Annotated in this window: 7 protein-coding genes and 6 pseudogenes; 8 read left to right on the top strand and 5 right to left on the bottom strand. The window is 71.4% G+C overall.

All coding sequences use genetic code 11. The features are described 5' to 3' along the window. Window positions 1-138 precede the first annotated feature (138 nt). Entirely contained in the window at window positions 139-1,302 is a 1,164-nt protein-coding gene (locus ACIBJF_RS47375; RefSeq protein ID WP_399183937.1) for an RNA-guided endonuclease InsQ/TnpB family protein, read from the bottom strand. A gap of 265 nt (window positions 1,303-1,567) precedes the next feature. Then, window positions 1,568-2,789, bottom strand: a pseudogene (locus tag ACIBJF_RS47370) (PP2C family protein-serine/threonine phosphatase). Between the two features lie 514 nt (window positions 2,790-3,303). Here ACIBJF_RS47370 and ACIBJF_RS47365 point away from each other — a divergent pair. From ACIBJF_RS47365 to ACIBJF_RS47340, 6 genes and pseudogenes are all read left to right on the top strand, one after another. Further along, on the top strand, window positions 3,304-4,209 hold the full coding sequence (locus tag ACIBJF_RS47365) for a universal stress protein (protein WP_399183935.1): 906 nt from the start codon (window positions 3,304-3,306) through the stop codon (window positions 4,207-4,209). Window positions 4,210-4,230: 21 nt separating this feature from the next. Next, window positions 4,231-5,251, top strand: a pseudogene (locus ACIBJF_RS47360) (zinc-dependent alcohol dehydrogenase). Between the two features lie 5 nt (window positions 5,252-5,256). Next, entirely contained in the window at window positions 5,257-6,129 is an 873-nt protein-coding gene (locus ACIBJF_RS47355; RefSeq protein ID WP_399183934.1) for a universal stress protein, read from the top strand. A 390-nt stretch (window positions 6,130-6,519) separates the two neighbouring features. Further along, window positions 6,520-7,534, top strand: a pseudogene (locus ACIBJF_RS47350) (2-hydroxyacid dehydrogenase). 140 nt (window positions 7,535-7,674) lie between these two features. Then, window positions 7,675-8,667 (top strand): Acg family FMN-binding oxidoreductase, encoded by a 993-nt coding sequence (locus ACIBJF_RS47345; protein WP_399183931.1) that lies wholly within the window; start codon window positions 7,675-7,677, stop codon window positions 8,665-8,667. Window positions 8,668-8,912: 245 nt separating this feature from the next. Beyond that, window positions 8,913-9,677 (top strand): annotated as a pseudogene (locus tag ACIBJF_RS47340) (globin domain-containing protein); the annotation flags it as partial. 215 nt (window positions 9,678-9,892) lie between these two features. Here the strand turns inward: ACIBJF_RS47340 and ACIBJF_RS47335 are convergent. Continuing rightward, a complete protein-coding gene (locus ACIBJF_RS47335; RefSeq protein ID WP_399183928.1) occupies window positions 9,893-11,575 on the bottom strand; it encodes a GAF domain-containing protein in 1,683 nt (560 codons plus the stop codon). Between the two features lie 135 nt (window positions 11,576-11,710). Here ACIBJF_RS47335 and ACIBJF_RS47330 point away from each other — a divergent pair. Then, window positions 11,711-12,033: pseudogene (locus tag ACIBJF_RS47330) on the top strand (hypothetical protein); the annotation flags it as partial. 183 nt (window positions 12,034-12,216) lie between these two features. On the opposite strand, the gene ACIBJF_RS47325 reads toward ACIBJF_RS47330, so the two are convergent. Both ACIBJF_RS47325 and ACIBJF_RS47320 read right to left on the bottom strand, forming a co-directional pair. Further along, window positions 12,217-14,187, bottom strand: a complete 1,971-nt coding sequence (locus ACIBJF_RS47325) for a potassium transporter Kup (protein ID WP_399183926.1) — start codon at window positions 14,185-14,187, stop codon at window positions 12,217-12,219. A 229-nt stretch (window positions 14,188-14,416) separates the two neighbouring features. After that, entirely contained in the window at window positions 14,417-14,701 is a 285-nt protein-coding gene (locus ACIBJF_RS47320) for a hypothetical protein (protein ID WP_399183924.1), read from the bottom strand. Between the two features lie 289 nt (window positions 14,702-14,990). Between ACIBJF_RS47320 and ACIBJF_RS47315 the strand changes: the two are divergent. Next, window positions 14,991-15,074 (top strand): annotated as a pseudogene (locus ACIBJF_RS47315) (IS5/IS1182 family transposase); the annotation flags it as partial. Between the last annotated feature and the right edge of the window lie 190 nt (window positions 15,075-15,264).

Below are 15,264 nucleotides of genomic sequence, written 5' to 3'. Positions count from 1 at the left end.
CTCATGTTGCTCTTGCTACTCACTACCTGTGACTGCTTCCTCCGGGACCATCCGTCCCAGTATCAAGCTGTCCGGCCGGCAGGGGGAACCTCAGTAGGGCGCGGCTGGCTGCCGCGTGACCTCCCGCATCCGAGCCGCCTACGGAGAGGCGACCGGGACGCGTGACTCACGCCCCGCATTCCACGCGGTCTCGCCTTTGCGGGCGATGTTGCGGGAAGCATTCAGGTCGGCGTGCGCAACGACGCCGCACGACCTGCAGTGGAACCGGGCCTGCGAGGCCCGGTTCCGGTTGTCTGTATACGAGCACTCGGAGCAGGTCTGGCTGGTGTACGCCGGGTCGACGAAGACCAGGGGCACGCCGGCACGGCGTGCCTTGTACTCCAGGAACTGCCCGAGCTGGGCGAATGCCCACGAGTGCACCGCGGCCCGTTGGGGCTTTCTGAGCCGTACCCTCGCACGGATGCCCTTGAGATCTTCCAGGGCGATGCCGCGCGAGGTGCGTTCAGCCTCTGCCACGATGCGCTTCGAAATGACGTGATTGGTGTTGGCGGCGAACCGCCGCTCGCGCCGGGACCGCTGCTTCAGTCGGCGCTTCGCAGACTTCGTGCCCTTCTTCTGCAGCTTGGCGCGCAGGCGTACCTGCCGGGCCCGGTACCGGTTCAGACTCCGGCCTGCGAGGACGTCGCCGTCGGACGTGGTCGCGATGTTCACAACTCCGAGGTCGACGCCGAGAAACCCGCTCGAGTCCTCGTTGAGCTCCGCCTCTGGGACCTCACATGTTGCGAGGAGATAGAACTCGCCGTCGCGTTCGACGAGGTCCGACTCGCCTTTGCGGTACTCGCGCAGCGTTTTCAGCCGGTCTGCGGACCCGATGAAGCGCACGCTCTTGAGTCGGCCGGCCGTCGTCCATATCGACACAGTGCCCGCATCATGCTGCCAACTCAAACATCGATCGTCGTATGGTTGAGCCGCGCCGGCCCGGAACGTGATCGGCTTCGACTCAACCTGCACCCGCCGCTGCGAGCGCGGTTTTCCGAGGTTGCCGGCTTTGATGTTCGCGTGCAGCGTCGTGTACGCGTCCCGGACCTTCTTGATGACATGTTGCGCCGCCTGGGCTCCCAGGCCTCGGGCCTTGAGTTCGGCGTACGTGTGCTTGCGAAGCTCGTATTCGCGCGGGACGCCCCGGTCGAACGCGACCTGCGACACCCAGTTCGCGGCGTCGTTGCAGTCGAGCAGGGTGGACCGCAGCGCGACCGCCTGTTCGGCGGTCGGCAGCAGCTTTGCCTGCACGACGATCTTCACGCGACGAACCGTACCCCTCGGCACTGACAACGGGCCCGCTTCGGGCTGCAGCTACCCATGTGCAGCACCACCGAGTGTTGGCAATCACTGTCCCGTCGGCCGCGGGACCTGACTCGCAGCGAAACGGCGCCGCTGCGCCGCGCCGTGGTCGAGGAGGCGATTCCTCCCGGGCCTGAAGTGAAGGCCCGGGGTTCCTCGCCAGAAAACAGCTGAAGTCCCTGGGCGGTACGGATCGCACCCCGGCCGGCCGCGCCGTGGCCCACGTTCAGAGCCGTACGACGACCAGGGCGATGTCGTCGCGGCCGCCGCCGGCGACGCCGAGGCGCGCCAGGACGGTGTCGGCGAGCTGTTCGGTGTCGAGGGGAACACACTCGTTGAGCACGTCGATCAGCCGGCCCAGACCGGCGTCGATGTCCTCACCACGGCGTTCGATGAGTCCGTCGGTGTACAGCACCAGGGTGTCCCCGGACTTGTAGGTCGCACTCGCCTGTGGGCGGGGGACGTGCTGGGGAGGGGTGCCGGGTGGCGGGTCGGTGGCCTGGTCCAGCAGTTCGCAGCGGCCGTCGCGGTGGAGGAGCACCGGCGGTGGATGGCCCGCACTGCTGTAGGTGATCAGGCGGCTGCGGGTGTCGACGATCGCTTTGACGGCGGTGGTGCCCAGCGCCCCGTCGATGGACCGGGCGTACAGACCGAGCACTTCCAGCGCCTGGGCAGGCCGTTCCAGGGCGCGGATGGCGGCGGACAGGGCACTGCGGAGCATGCCCATGACGGCTGCGGCCTCCAGGCCGTGGCCGATGACGTCGCCGACGGCGAGGGCGAGCCGGTCGGGCGGGATGTCGACGACGTCGTACCAGTCGCCGCACACGTTGAGAGAGCCGGTGGCGGGCCAGGTCGGGGGCGTGCAGCATGGCCTGCTGCAGGGCGACGGCGACCTCGCGTTCGCGGGTGTGGGCCTGCCGTAGTTCCTCGTTCAGCCGCTGCAGCTCCCGCGCACGTGCGTACAGTTCGGCCTCCAGGGCCTGGGTTTCGTCCAGGCGCTCACCCACCCGGATGCCGGCGGCGGGGTGGGCGGCCCGGTGCGCCTTGACGAACGAGGTGACGTCCTCCACCCGGTGGATGATGTAGGCCACCGGACCGTCCGGGCCCACCACCGGCGTGTTCACCGGGGACCACCAGCGCTCCTCGAACACCCCGGGCCGGCCCATGACGGGGATGTCGTACTTCTGCAGGGCCATCGTGTCGGGCCGGCGAGTGGCCAGCACCCGGTGCAGGGAAGCACCGAGATTGCGGACCCCGTCGGCCTCCGGGTCGGCGGGGTTGTCGGGGAACGCGGCGAAGACGTGCCGGCCGAGCAGGTCCTGCCGGGTGCGCCCGGTGGCCGCCAGGTAGGCCCGGTTCAAGTCCACGATGACGAGGTCCGGACCGAGCACCAGGTAAGGGCTCGGCGTGGCCGCGAACAGCGCCGTGTGGTCGACCCGCGATGCCACCGGCAGCACTCCCTTCCCGCCTCCACGACTTCACCTTCAATCTAGGCTCCGTTTTCCGGCCGCGCCCGCCGTCTGGCCGGGGTGAGAGCCGGGCGGCTCCGGGAGCGCACCAGGCGCCGCTTCCCGGCGGCCCGGGGACAATGTGTCCCTCGCGGAGCCGTTCCCCGTCGACCACCCTGGTCAGCGGGTCGCCCGGCCCCTCGCAGGCGCTTTTGCCAGGTGATCGACAGCTCGTCCGCACGCCGGGAGCCGTCATCCATGCCTTGGCAGAGCCGAGGCGCCGCCCGCTGCCAGGCGCGATCCGGTGTACCACGCGACGCGTTGTCCGGCTGGCTCTCGCCCCAACCGGCCCGCCGGACAGGGACGTTCAGCCCATCCGGTGGAGACCTTCGGCATCCGGCGCGACGCCGTGCACCGGACGAGAGTGAGGGATGAGGGGCCCGGCGGCCCCTGCCCGCGCAACCCCTGAGCACGACGTCGGAATCGGGTCCCCCCGATTCAGGAGGTGGAGATCATGCCCCGCACCATCACCGTGGGTCTCGATGGCTCGCCCGAGAGCCGCGCCGCCGCGGAATGGGCCGCCCGCGAGGCGAAGCTGCGCGGAGTGGCCGTCAGGCTCGTGCAGGTCTGGGAGCCCGCACCGGCTCCGACGGCCCACGCCCCGTTCCTCGGCGCCGAGACCTACCAGCACTGGACCGAGCGGATCCCCCGGGAGGCCGCCGAAGGCCTGCGGCTGCGCCACCCGGATGTCGAGGTGAGCACGGAGCAGCTCAGCGGTTCGCCCGCCGAGGCCCTGGCGGGCGCGGCGAAGGACACCGAGCTGCTGGTCCTCGGCTCGCGCGGGCTGGGCGGGATCGCCGGATTCCTGGTGGGCTCCGTCGGACTCGGGGTCGTGGCGCACGCCGAGCGGCCCGTCGTCCTGGTCCGGGCCGGCGAGCAGGCCGCGGACGAGCACGAGACGGACGGGGCCGGCGCGCCGTCCGCCGCCACCTCCTTCCGGCCGGTCGTCCTCGGACTCGACCTCGCCAGCCCCGACGAGACGGTGATCCGGTTCGCCCTCGACGCCGCCGCCCGCCGCGAGGCGCCGCTGCGCGTCGTGCACGGCTGGAACCCGACGCCGTACTACGCCTACGGCATGGCTCCCGACCCCGGAATCCAGCAGTTGCTGGCGGACACCGACGCCGGCGCCCTGGCCGAGGTGCTGGCCCCCTGGCGGCAGAAGTTCCCGGACGTCCAGGTCGTCGCGGAGTCCAGCTTCGGCAGCCCGTCCAACCTCCTGATCGACGCCTCCCGCGACGCCTCTCTGGTGGTGGTCGGCCGGCGCGTCCGCCAGTCCGCCGCCGGCGCCCACATCGGGCCCGTCACCCATGCCGTCCTGCACCACGCCACCGCGCCCGTCGCCGTCGTCCCGCACGACTGACGCACCCTGAGGAGCTGACACATGAAGGCAGCAGTCGTACGAGCCTTCGGCGAACCCCTCGTCATCGAGGAACGCCCCGATCCCGAGCCCGGCCCCGGCCAGGTCCGCATCCGCGTCGGCCTCCGGACTGTGCCACACCGACATCCATGCCGCGCACGGCGACTGGCCCGTCAAGCCGAACCCGCCGTTCGTGCCCGGCCATGAGGGCGTCGGCGTGGTCGAGGCGCTCGGTGACGGCGTCACCCACCTGACCGTCGGCCGGCGGGTCGCCGTGCCGTGGCTGGGCAAGGCCTGCGGGCGCTGCGAGCACTGCCTGTCCGGCTGGGAGACCCTGTGCGAGCAGCAGATCAACACCGGCTACGGCTGCGACGGCGGCTACGCGGAGAAGATGCTCGCCTGGGCCGACTTCGCCCAGCCGGTGCCCGAGGGCATCACGCCGTTCGAGGCCGCCCCCCTGACCTGCGCCGGCGTGACGACGTACAAGGCGCTGAAGGTCGCCGAGGTCCGGCCCACCCAGCTGGTGGCGATCTCCGGCGTCGGAGGCCTCGGCCACCTCGCCCTGCAGTACGCGAAGATCGCCGGTGCCACCGTCGCCGCGATCGACGTCACCGACGACAAGCTCGAACTCGCCAAGGAACTCGGCGCCGATCTCGTCATCGACGCCCGCACGCAGGATGTCGGCCAGGTGCTCAGGCAGCACGGTGGGGCCCACGCCGCGATCGCGCTCGCGGTGAACGACGCCGCGTTCGAGGCGGTCAACTCCGGGCTGCGACGCGGCGGTAAGCTGGTGATGGTGGCCCTGCCCGCGCACGGCACCGTCCGCGTCCCGGTCTTCGACACCGTGCTGAACGGCACCTCGGTGATCGGTTCCATCGTCGGCACCCGGCAGGACCTCACCGAGGTCTTCCAGCTCCACGCGGCCGGCCGCACCGAGGTCGTCCACGAGACCCGGCCCCTCACCTCCGTCAACGAATCCATCGGCGACGTCCTGGGCGGCCAGGTCAAGGCCCGCGTCGTCTTCGACCTCGCAGCGGAGGGCTGACGGCGATGGACCTCCCGATCGTCGTGGGTGTGGACGGCTCGGAGCCGAGCCTGCGGGCCGTCGACTGGGCGGCCGACGAGGCCGCCGTGCGCGGGGTGCCGATCCGCTTGGTGTACGCCTCGCTGTGGGAACGGTACGAGGGCGTCTCGCTCGCCGAAGAGTTCGGCAAGCCCTCCGAGCAGGTGATGGCCGAGGACGTGGTGGCGACCGCCGAGCGGCGGGCCCGGCGCCGGCAGGCCGACATGAAGATCTCCACCGACGTACTGCCCGAGGAGCCGGAGTACGCCCTCGTGCGGGAGAGCCGCACCGCCTCGGCGGTCGTCCTGGGCTCCCGCGGCCGAAGCGGAGTGGCCGAGGCGCTCCTCGGCTCCGTCAGCGTGACGGTGGCCGGTCACGCGCACTGCCCGGTCGTCGTGCTGCGCGGCAGCCACGACAACCAGGCGCGGTCCGGGGTGCGCGGCCGCATCGCCGTCGGCGTCGGCGACGATTCGGAGAGCGCGGCGGCGGTGCGCTTCGCCGTGGACGAGGCGCGGCTGCGCGGAGTGCCCCTGGACGCCGTACGGGCCTGGCGCTGCCCGGCGCACGAGAGCATCGAGCACGGCCAGTTGTCCGGCGAGGCCGCCCGACAGCATGCGGAACGGGCCGCGGAGGTGCTGGAAGCGGCCCTGCGGGACGTCCCGGCCGATGTCGAGGTGCGCCGGCGCACCGTCGAGGGCCCCGCCCGCCAGGTGCTGCCGGCCGTCTCGGCCGAGGCGGACCTGCTGGTCGTCGGAGCCCGGCGGCGCGAGGGCCACTACGGCCTCCAACTCGGCCGTGTCGCCCACGCGGTGCTGCACCACGCCGCCTGCACGGTCGCCGTCGTACCGCAGCGGGCGTGACGCGCCGGCCGGGGTCGTCGTCCGGGCGCCGGTGGAGGATCGACGAGGCCTTCGACGCGGCTGCCGCCGGCACGCTGAACGGCATCCTCAGCGCCCGCGGTGCGGCCGTGGCTCGACGCCGGCGGTATCGAGCAGACCGAAGCACAGGAGGTGCGCATCCTGCTTTCGCCGGTCGTCAACCGCTCGGGTCCTGTCATCGGTGGCACGGTCTACGAGCGGCGCCACCGCCGCCGGCCGACCTGCGTGTCCGGGCCGGGACGGGTGCCACGGGCCTGCCCGGCGTCCCAGGACCAAGGGGCCCGCTTCCCGAGCCCATCGGCCCTCTCCACCTCGTCGACCGCGGCCTACGGTGGAGAAGTGATCGTTTGATCCCGGCGGGAGGAGCAGCAGGTGGAGATCGTTGCGTACGGCGTTCTCGCGGACGAGGAGCCGTTGCTGAGGGAAGCGTTCGACACCGCGTTCGCCGGCCGGCACGAGCTGCGGTGCCTCGGCATGTTCCTGGACCGGGACACCGCCCCGACCGCCGCCGGCGACGAGGTCGTCCTCAGCAGCGTCAACGACACCCTGGACGCGGAAGTCCTGCGCTCGCTGGCCAAGGGCGGCACCAGGATGATCGCCCAGCGGTCCACCGGTTACAACAACGTCGGCCTGGACACCGCCGGGGGACTCGGGCTCACGGTGGCCCGGGTCTCGTACTACTCGCCGTACTCGGTCGCCGAGTTCGCCTGGGCGCTGGCGCTGGCGGTCAACCGCCGGATCGTCCGGGCCGCGCACCGTACCCGGGAGTTCGACTTCCGGCTCGACGGGCTGATGGGCCGCGATCTGCGGGGCCGTACGGCGGGTGTGGTGGGCACCGGCAAGATCGGTACGGCGTTCGCCCGGATCGCCCACGGGTTCGGGATGCGGCTGCTCGGCTGGGACATCGCGGAGACTCCCGACTGCGTCGCCCTCGGGATGGAGTACGTCTCGCGCGAGCGGCTGTTCGCCGAGGCGGACCTGGTGAGCCTGCACGTGCCGCTGCTGTCGGCGACCCGTCACCTCGTCGACACCGAGGCCCTGGCGCTGATGAAGGACGACGCGATCCTGATCAACTCCAGCCGCGGTGGGCTGGTGGACACCGACGCCCTGCTGGAGACGCTGCGCGCGGGGCGGCTGAGCGGTGTGGGCCTCGACGTGTACGAGGAGGAGGCCGGTGTGTTCTTCCTGGGACAAGTCGCTGGAGGTGATGACCGACGAACGCCTCGCGAGGCTGATGACCTTCAACAACGTCCTCGTCACGTCGCACCAGGCCTACTTCACCAGGGACGCCGTCGGCCAGATCGCCCGGACCACTGTGGCCAACATCGAGGACTACCTCGCCGGCCGCTCCGGCGACAACGTGCTGGTCACCCCCGGCACAGCCTGATTTCTTGACCGCAAATAGGTCTGGACCAGACGTCTGGTGGTGGCTCTGTGGCGCTGTGGGCTTCGCGGGGCCGCCGACGCCGTTCGGCGGATACTGGGAAGTGGCCGGCGATGGCGACCGTGTGCTGTGAGGGAGGCGCGATGGACACGCGGCAGCTGGACGCGAAGATCGTGGCCGCGCTGGTCGGCGAGGCCGTCGCCGCCCCGTCCATGCACAACGCGCAGCCATGGCGCTTCCGGTTCGTGGCCGGTGAGCGGGCCCTCCAGCTGCTCGCCGATCTCGACCGGGCCATGCCTCGCTCCGATCCCGAGAACAGGGCGCTGCACATCGGCTGCGGCGCGGCTCTGTTCAATCTGCGCGTAGCCGCCGTGCACGCCGGGTTCGCCCCCGTGGCCGAGCTGCTGCCGGATCCCGCCGAGCCGCTGCTGCTCGCCACCGTCCGGCTGGGGGAGGCGCCGTCCTCGGCGGACGAGGACGGCCTTTCGCGCCTGCACCCCGCGATCCGCGAGCGGCACACCAGCCGGCACCCCTTCGACGAGAAGGACATCCCGGAGGACGCACGAGCCGCCTTGCGGGACGCCGCCCACCACGAGGGAGCCGAGCTGCTGTTCCCCGGACCCTGGCACGTGGAAACCGTGCTCGGACTGGTCCACGACGCGGAGAGCCGGGACGCCTCGAATCCCGAGGGCATGGAGGACCTGCACCGCTGGACCCGGCTCGGTCCGGAGGCGGACATCGCCACCGACGGCGTCCCCGAGTACGCCTTCGGGCCCCGGATGAGGGACGGCAAGGCCCCGTTGCGTGATTTCGCCGGCCGCCGTCCCGTGGCCGATCGCGGCACCACCTCCTTCGAGAGGAACCCCCACTTGGCGCTGCTGAGCACACCGGGCGACGCGCCTTCGGACTGGCTCCGCGCGGGTCAGGCCCTGGAGCGCGTCCTGCTGGAGGCGACCCTCGCGGGGCTGGCGACCTCCCTGACCTCACACGCCCTGGAGAGCCCGGACCTGCGCCTGCTCGCCCGTGACCCGGTGGCCGGCAGAGGCCACGTCCAGATGGTGCTGCGCGTGGGCTACGGGCCCCAGGGACCCGCCACACCCCGCCGTCCCGTCAGGGATGTTCTCGACTTCGTCTAGGCCTTCCACCTCCTCTTTTCGGGATGCGTTTCCGGATGCGTACCGGTGTGCCCCGGCGTGAGGTGCCTGAGCGGTTCACAAGCCGGGGCCGGACCGACGGGACCTGTCTGTCCTCAGGGCGGTTCGGCCCTATGGCGGGTGACGGCCGCGCCGGAATGATCGACGTGCCGGTCGACCCGCACCACGGATCCCGGCCGTGACGGTGAACGCCGTGCCCCAACTTGCCCGCATCCCGGAGGAGTCCCATGCTTTCGCCCGAGTCGGCCGCCGTGGTCCGTGCCACCCTGCCCGCCGTCGGCGGCGCCCTGGACGAGATCACCACGCGCTTCTACGGCACCGTGTTCGCCGAGCAACCCGAGCCGCTGGACGGCCTGTTCAACCGCGGCAACCAGGCCAGCGGCGAGCAGCGCCGGGCCCTGGCCGGGTCCATCGCGGGCTTCGCCAAGGCGCTGCTGGCCGACCCCGGCACCCGCCCGGACGCCCTGCTGGCCCGGATCGCGCACAAGCACGCCGCGCTCGGCGTCACCGAGGACCAATACACCATCGTCCACAAGTACCTCTTCCGGGCCATCGGCGACGTCCTGGGCGAGGCCGTCACCCCGGACGTGGCCGCCGCCTGGGACGAGGTGTACTGGCTGATGGCCGGCGCCCTCATCGCCCAGGAGGCCCGCCTCTTCCAGGAGGCACAGGTCGACCCGCGCAAGCCGTGGCGGCAGTGGACCGTGGTGGAGCGGCGGGAGGAGACCCCCGACGTGGCCTCCTTCCTGCTGCACCCGGCCGACGACGGCCCGCTGCCCGGGGCCCGTGCCGGCCAGTACGTCAGCGTTCGCGTGCTCCTGGCCGACGGCATCCACCAGACCCGCCAGTACAGCCTGTCCAACGCCCCCGGCGACCGGCTGCGGCGCATCACCGTCAAGCGGGTGGCGAGCGTCGCAGGCGCCCCCGAGGGCGAGGTCTCCACCGAGCTGCACCGCAGCGTGCGAGCCGGCGACGAACTCACCTTGTCGGCGCGGCGCTGCTGAGCACCGAGCAGTGGGAGACCGTCGAGGCGGTACGCGCCCGGGTCGGCACCCGCATGCCGGAGCCGTCCGCCTGACCCGACGCCCCCTGCTCAGCCCCCCGTCCGCCCGGCGCAGCCTCTGCCGCCGGGCGGAGTGCCGCACGCCCGGGCACGGCAACTCCCCGCACGGAACAACTCCCGGTCCACCGACCGCCGGCCGAACGGTCACTCCGCGGGCGAGAGCGGTACGACCCATTCGACGACGACGCCGTTGGGCCGGTTCGGCGACAGGCTGAAGGTGCCGCCCAGGTCCTCCGCGCGCTTGCGCAGGTTGGCCAGACCGCTGCGGCGGGCGACGGCCGGGTCCATCCCGCGCCCGTTGTCGGCCACGCGCAGCCGGAGAGCGGCGTCGGTCGCCTCGACACTGATGTCGACCGCGCGGGCCTGCGCGTGCCGGGCGGCGTTGGACAGGGCCTCGCCGAGGACGGCCAGCAGGTGCTCGGCCTGCTCGGGGGACACGGCCGTGTCGAGCAGTCCGGTCATGCGCAGCGCCGGGGCGAAGCCGAGGGACTCGGCGGCCCGGTCGGTGGCGGCCACCAGCTGAGCCCGAAGTCCACTGCCGTGACGGGGCTGGTCGTGCCCACGCAGGCCGTAGATGGTGGAGCGGATGATCTTGATGGTGTCGTCGAGGTCGTTCACGACCCGCTGGATCCGTTCGCCCACCTGCGGCCGGTCGGTGACCCGGCCGAGCGTGGACTGCAACGACAGCGCCCCTGCGAACAGCCGCTGGATGACCAGGTCGTGCAGGTCCCGGGCGATCCTGTCGCGGTCGTCGAGCACGAGCATGCGCTCGGTGTCCCGGCGGTGCTCGGCGACGTCCAGGGCCAGCGCGGCCTGGTTGCCGAACCCCGTGACCATGTCGATGACGGCGTCGGTGAAGGCGGAGCCGCCCGGCGCGTTGGCCACCTGCAGCACGCCGCGCACGTGTTCCCGGGTGCCGAGCGGGACGAGGAACGCCGGCCCCAGCTCCACCACCGAGGCGCTGCCGCCCTCGGTGCGCGGGTCGGCGCTGACGGCGTCGCTGGTGATCGTCTCGCCGGACGTGAAGACCTTCGCGGCCAGGGTCGAGGAGGTCAGCACGAGCCCGTGGACCTGCTCGGCCGGCTCTCCCGAAGCCGCCTCGATGACGAGTTCGCCGCTGCCGCCGACCGGTACGGCCAAGGTGACCAGGTCCGCCCCGGCCATCTCGCGCACCGTCTCGGTGAAGGACTCCAGCACCGCGGCGGGTTCCGCGCCCGACAGCAGGCTGCGGGTCAGCTCGTTGCTGGCCGCCAGCCACCGCTGCCGGCGGTGCGCGTCGTCGTACAGCCGGGCGTTGTCGATCGCCACACCGGCCGCCGCGGCCAGCGTGCGCAGCACCGCTTCGTCGTCGGAGTCGAACTCCGCGGCGCTCTGCTTGTTGGTGAGGTACAGGTTGCCGAACACCTGGTCGCGCACCCGGACCGGGGCGCCGAGGAAGCTGGTCATCGGCGGGTGTCCGGCCGGGAAGCCGACGGACGCCGGATGCTCGGCCAGCTCAGCCAGGCGGAGCGGCTCCGGGTGCCGGATGAGCAGGCCGAGGATGCCCTCGCCGCGGGGGTAGGGCCCGATGCGGGCGATGGTCTCCTCGTCGATCCCGACCGTGACGAACTGCTTGATCGTGCCTTCGTCCCCCAGCACGCCGAGCGCCCCGTACTGGGCGTCCACCAGCGTGACCGCCGATTCCACGATGCGGTGCAGGACGACTTCGAGATCCAGGTCCGAGCCGACCGCCAGCACCGCGTCCAGCAAGGTGTGCACCCGGTCCCGGGCGGCCCGCACCTGCGTCACCTGCTGCTGCAGGTCGTCCAGCAGAGCATCAAGCCGCAACTGCGGAGACGCCCCGGCAGCCTCAGCCCCCCACGAGCCCCGAGCGCCCTCGTTCACCACAGTTCCTCCCAACGTCCGACCGGCCCCCTGTACAGGATGCCGGACGAAGAGAACGCTGCTGGACGGAGCCCCGGAATGACGGGCATCGCGTCAGGAGCCGGCGGGGGACCGGGATGGGCGGGCACGAGCTTCAGCGGTGACTCCCGTCCCGCCTCCTCGCGGTCCGGGGGTGCCCAGCCATTTGGACCCGTATCCACCAGGTTCCCCCGCAGTGGACATGGACAGGCCCGCCGAGCCCGAGCCGCGCGCGCCGACCGCACCGCTCGGCGTCACCGCCGGCGTTTCGCCGACCGCTTCGGCACCCCCGTCCGCGTCCTGGACGAGGCCGAGGTCCGCGACCGCTGCCGGACCTACCGGACGCCGTCCCCGACGCCGAGATCCTCTACGCGGCCAAGGCGTTACCTCCGGATCGTGTTCCGGCTCGTCCTCGCCGGCCGGCCCGTCAGCAGCCCGGGTTTCGTCACCGTCGGCACGCTCCAGGCCCTCGGCGTCGACTTCGCCGGCCGCGCCACCAGAGCCGCCCTCCTCGCCGACCGACCCGGCCGGGGCCCCATCAGGAAGCGGACCCCCGCCGTGCGCGCCTACACCTCGACGTGCGAGCCCATGATGACCGTGCGGTCGCGGGGGAGACCGAAGTACTCGGCGGCGTCGGCCGTGATGTAGGAGGTGGCGATGAACAGCCGCTTGCGCCAGGGTGCCATCGTCGGGGACTTGCCGCGCCGAAGGTCGATCTTCGACAGGAAGTACGACGCCTGGTCGAGCTGCAGCGGCCCTTCGGTCTGGGACGGATCGAGCATCGCGAGTGTGCCGGGCACGTCCGGTGTCTCCATGTAGCCGAACCGGGCGGTCACGTGGATGATCCCGTCGTCGGCGTAACCGAGGTCGTCGACGACGATCCGCTGCTCGGCCGGCACGCGGGGCACGGGCTCGGTCTCGAGCGAGAGGATCACGACCTGGTCGTGCCGGACGTGGTTGTGCTCGACGTTGGCCCGCATGGCCAAGGGCGCGGTCTGCTTGCCCCGGTTGAGGAAGACGGCCGTGCCGGGGATCCGGAGCGTCGGCACCCTTTCCGAGCGGAGGTCGTCGACGAACTCGGGCAGCGGACCTTCGAGCCGCGCCCGTTCCGCGGTGACGAGCTCGCGGCCGCGCTGCCAGGTCGTCATGACGGTGAACGCGGTCACGCCGATCAGCAGCGGCAGCCACGCGCCGTGCACGAGCTTGGTCAGGTTGGCCGCCACGAACAGCAGGTCCACGGGGAGCAGCACGGCCGCGCCGATGCCGATCAGCCACACGGGTGTGCCCCACTTCGCGCGGGCGACATAGAAGAACAGCAGGGTGGTAATGGTGATGGTGCCGGTGACCGCCATGCCGAACGCGAAGGCCAGCGCCGTGGAGCTGCGGAAGGCGAAGACCAGGGTGAGGACCGAGACCATGAGCAGCCAGTTGATCCAGGGTACGTAGATCTGGCCGATGGTGGATTCGGAGGTGTGCGCGATCCGAAGCCTCGGGAGGTAGCCGAGCTGGGCGGCCTGGGAGGTGACCGAGTACGCGCCGGTGATCACCGCCTGGGAGGCGATGACGGTGGCCGCTGTGGCCAGCACGACCATCGGCCACTGCCCCCAGTCGGGCGCGAGCAGGAAGAAGGGGCTGCTGATGTTGCGCGGATCGGCGAGGATCAGCGCGCCCTGGCCGAAGTAGCTCAGGATGCAGGCGGGGAAGACGCAGAACAGCCAGGCGCGGGTGATGGACCGACGGCCGAAGTGCCCCATGTCGGCGTACAGCGCCTCGGCGCCGGTGACCGCGAGCACGACCGCGGCCAGGGCGAAGAAGGCGGTGCCGAAATGACCGAACAGAAAGCCCAGGGCGTACGTCGGCGACAGCGCTCTGAGGATCTGCGGGTGGTCGGCGATCCCCGTGACCCCACAGGCGCCGATGGCCACGAACCAGACGATCATGACCGGCCCGAACACCCGGCCCACCGCCGCCGTTCCCCGGCGCTGCACCAGGAACAACACCACGATGATCACCGCGGTGATGGGTACGACCGCGCTGTCCAGCGACGGCTGAACGACCTTGAGTCCCTCGACCGCGGACAGCACCGAGATCGCCGGGGTGATCATGCTGTCGCCGAAGAACAGCGACGCGCCGAAGATGCCCAGCGCGGCCAGGACGGCCGCCGCTCGCCGGCTCCGCTGTGAGCCCCACCGCCGTACCAGGGTGATCAGCGCCATGATGCCGCCCTCACCGTCGTTGTCGGCGCGCATCGCCAGCAGCACATAGGTGACCAGGACGATGACCACCACCGACCAGAACACCAGCGACACCACTCCGTACACGTTCTGCGTGGTGACGGGGACGGGGTGCGGGTCGCTCGGGTTGAACACGGTCTGGAGGGTGTAGATCGGGCTGGTGCCGATGTCACCGAAGACCACACCGAGCGCACCGATCACCAGCGCGAGGCGCACCGTGTCGTGCGCGGACGGATGGTGAGGCTCCGGCACCTGTGTCGCACCTCCGTCGCCGGGCGCGGTTCCCGGTGTGCGATCGGCCATCGTGATCCTCCTCCTCGTGGGCCGTCGTGCGGCAGGCCCGGTGGGGCGGACGATACCGATCGTCGGCGCGAATACTGGGAGCCGAGTGCGGCTTGTCCTCGAACGGCGCCGTCGCGCACCCCGATGAGCGTGAGTCGCCCACAACTGGGGAGGGCGGTGCGGGGACATGAACCGGCCCTGGTACGCCGCCGAACGGGGCGTACCAGGGCTGGTTCAATCGCCGCCGCTCCTACCAGCGGCCGACGGTGTCACGGTGGTGGCACTCCAGGTGGGCCGGTCGCCAGACGCGGTTCCAGCGGTCGGCGGACGCGCGGTGGTGCCAGTCCCGGTACACCGGGTGCCAGGCCCGCGCCCAGTGGCCCGGCACCACCACGCGATGGCGCCATCCCGTAGACGCCGGGTGGTGGTGCTGCGGCGCGGCCGACGCGGTGCCGACCGTACCGACGACCGCGCCCGCGGTCAGGGCCACCGTCGCCGCCCCCAGGGCCGCAGCCCGCTTCCATGTGTTGATCATGGTCATGCCTTTCTGTCGCGAGCCAGGGCTGACGCCCCGCCACTCCCCGACCGGCCGGCCGGGGATGCGTCGATATTGCGCCCCTCGGTGCCGCGACATCATGGAAAGACATTGCTTATTAGGAATTGCACATCCATTTCTCATTTACCAAAAATAGTCGTACAAGTCACCCGAATGGGGCGAGCGCTATACGTCATGGCACGCCCGAAGTCCCGCCCCGCACAGGCGAGTTGCTCGAACCGATGAGAGCGGCACGCGCCGACGGCCGGCAAAAAGCGTCGAACCCTAACAACGGCTGGATCGCCATCGCCGGGTGGTCGAGAGAACCGTGTCCTGGCTTGCAGGCTGTCGGTGCCTCCATCGCCGCCACGAGGAAACGACGGCTCGGACACTCCCGCCCAGGCCTGGTGGCTGGCGGGAGGGATTCGGTGGGGGCTGGCTGCAATGACTACTACGCCGTAGGTGTGTTCCTAAGAGTCATCACGTAATGAGGTGATGCCCACCCGATGTCCGTGCGGGGCCAGCAGGCCGGGGTGGCGTGCTTGCTCCGTTCGGCCGGCTGT

Source organism: Streptomyces sp. NPDC050743, from assembly GCF_044456925.1.
GTDB lineage: Bacteria > Actinomycetota > Actinomycetes > Streptomycetales > Streptomycetaceae > Streptomyces.
This window is presented reverse-complemented; position numbering and strand designations above follow the sequence as displayed.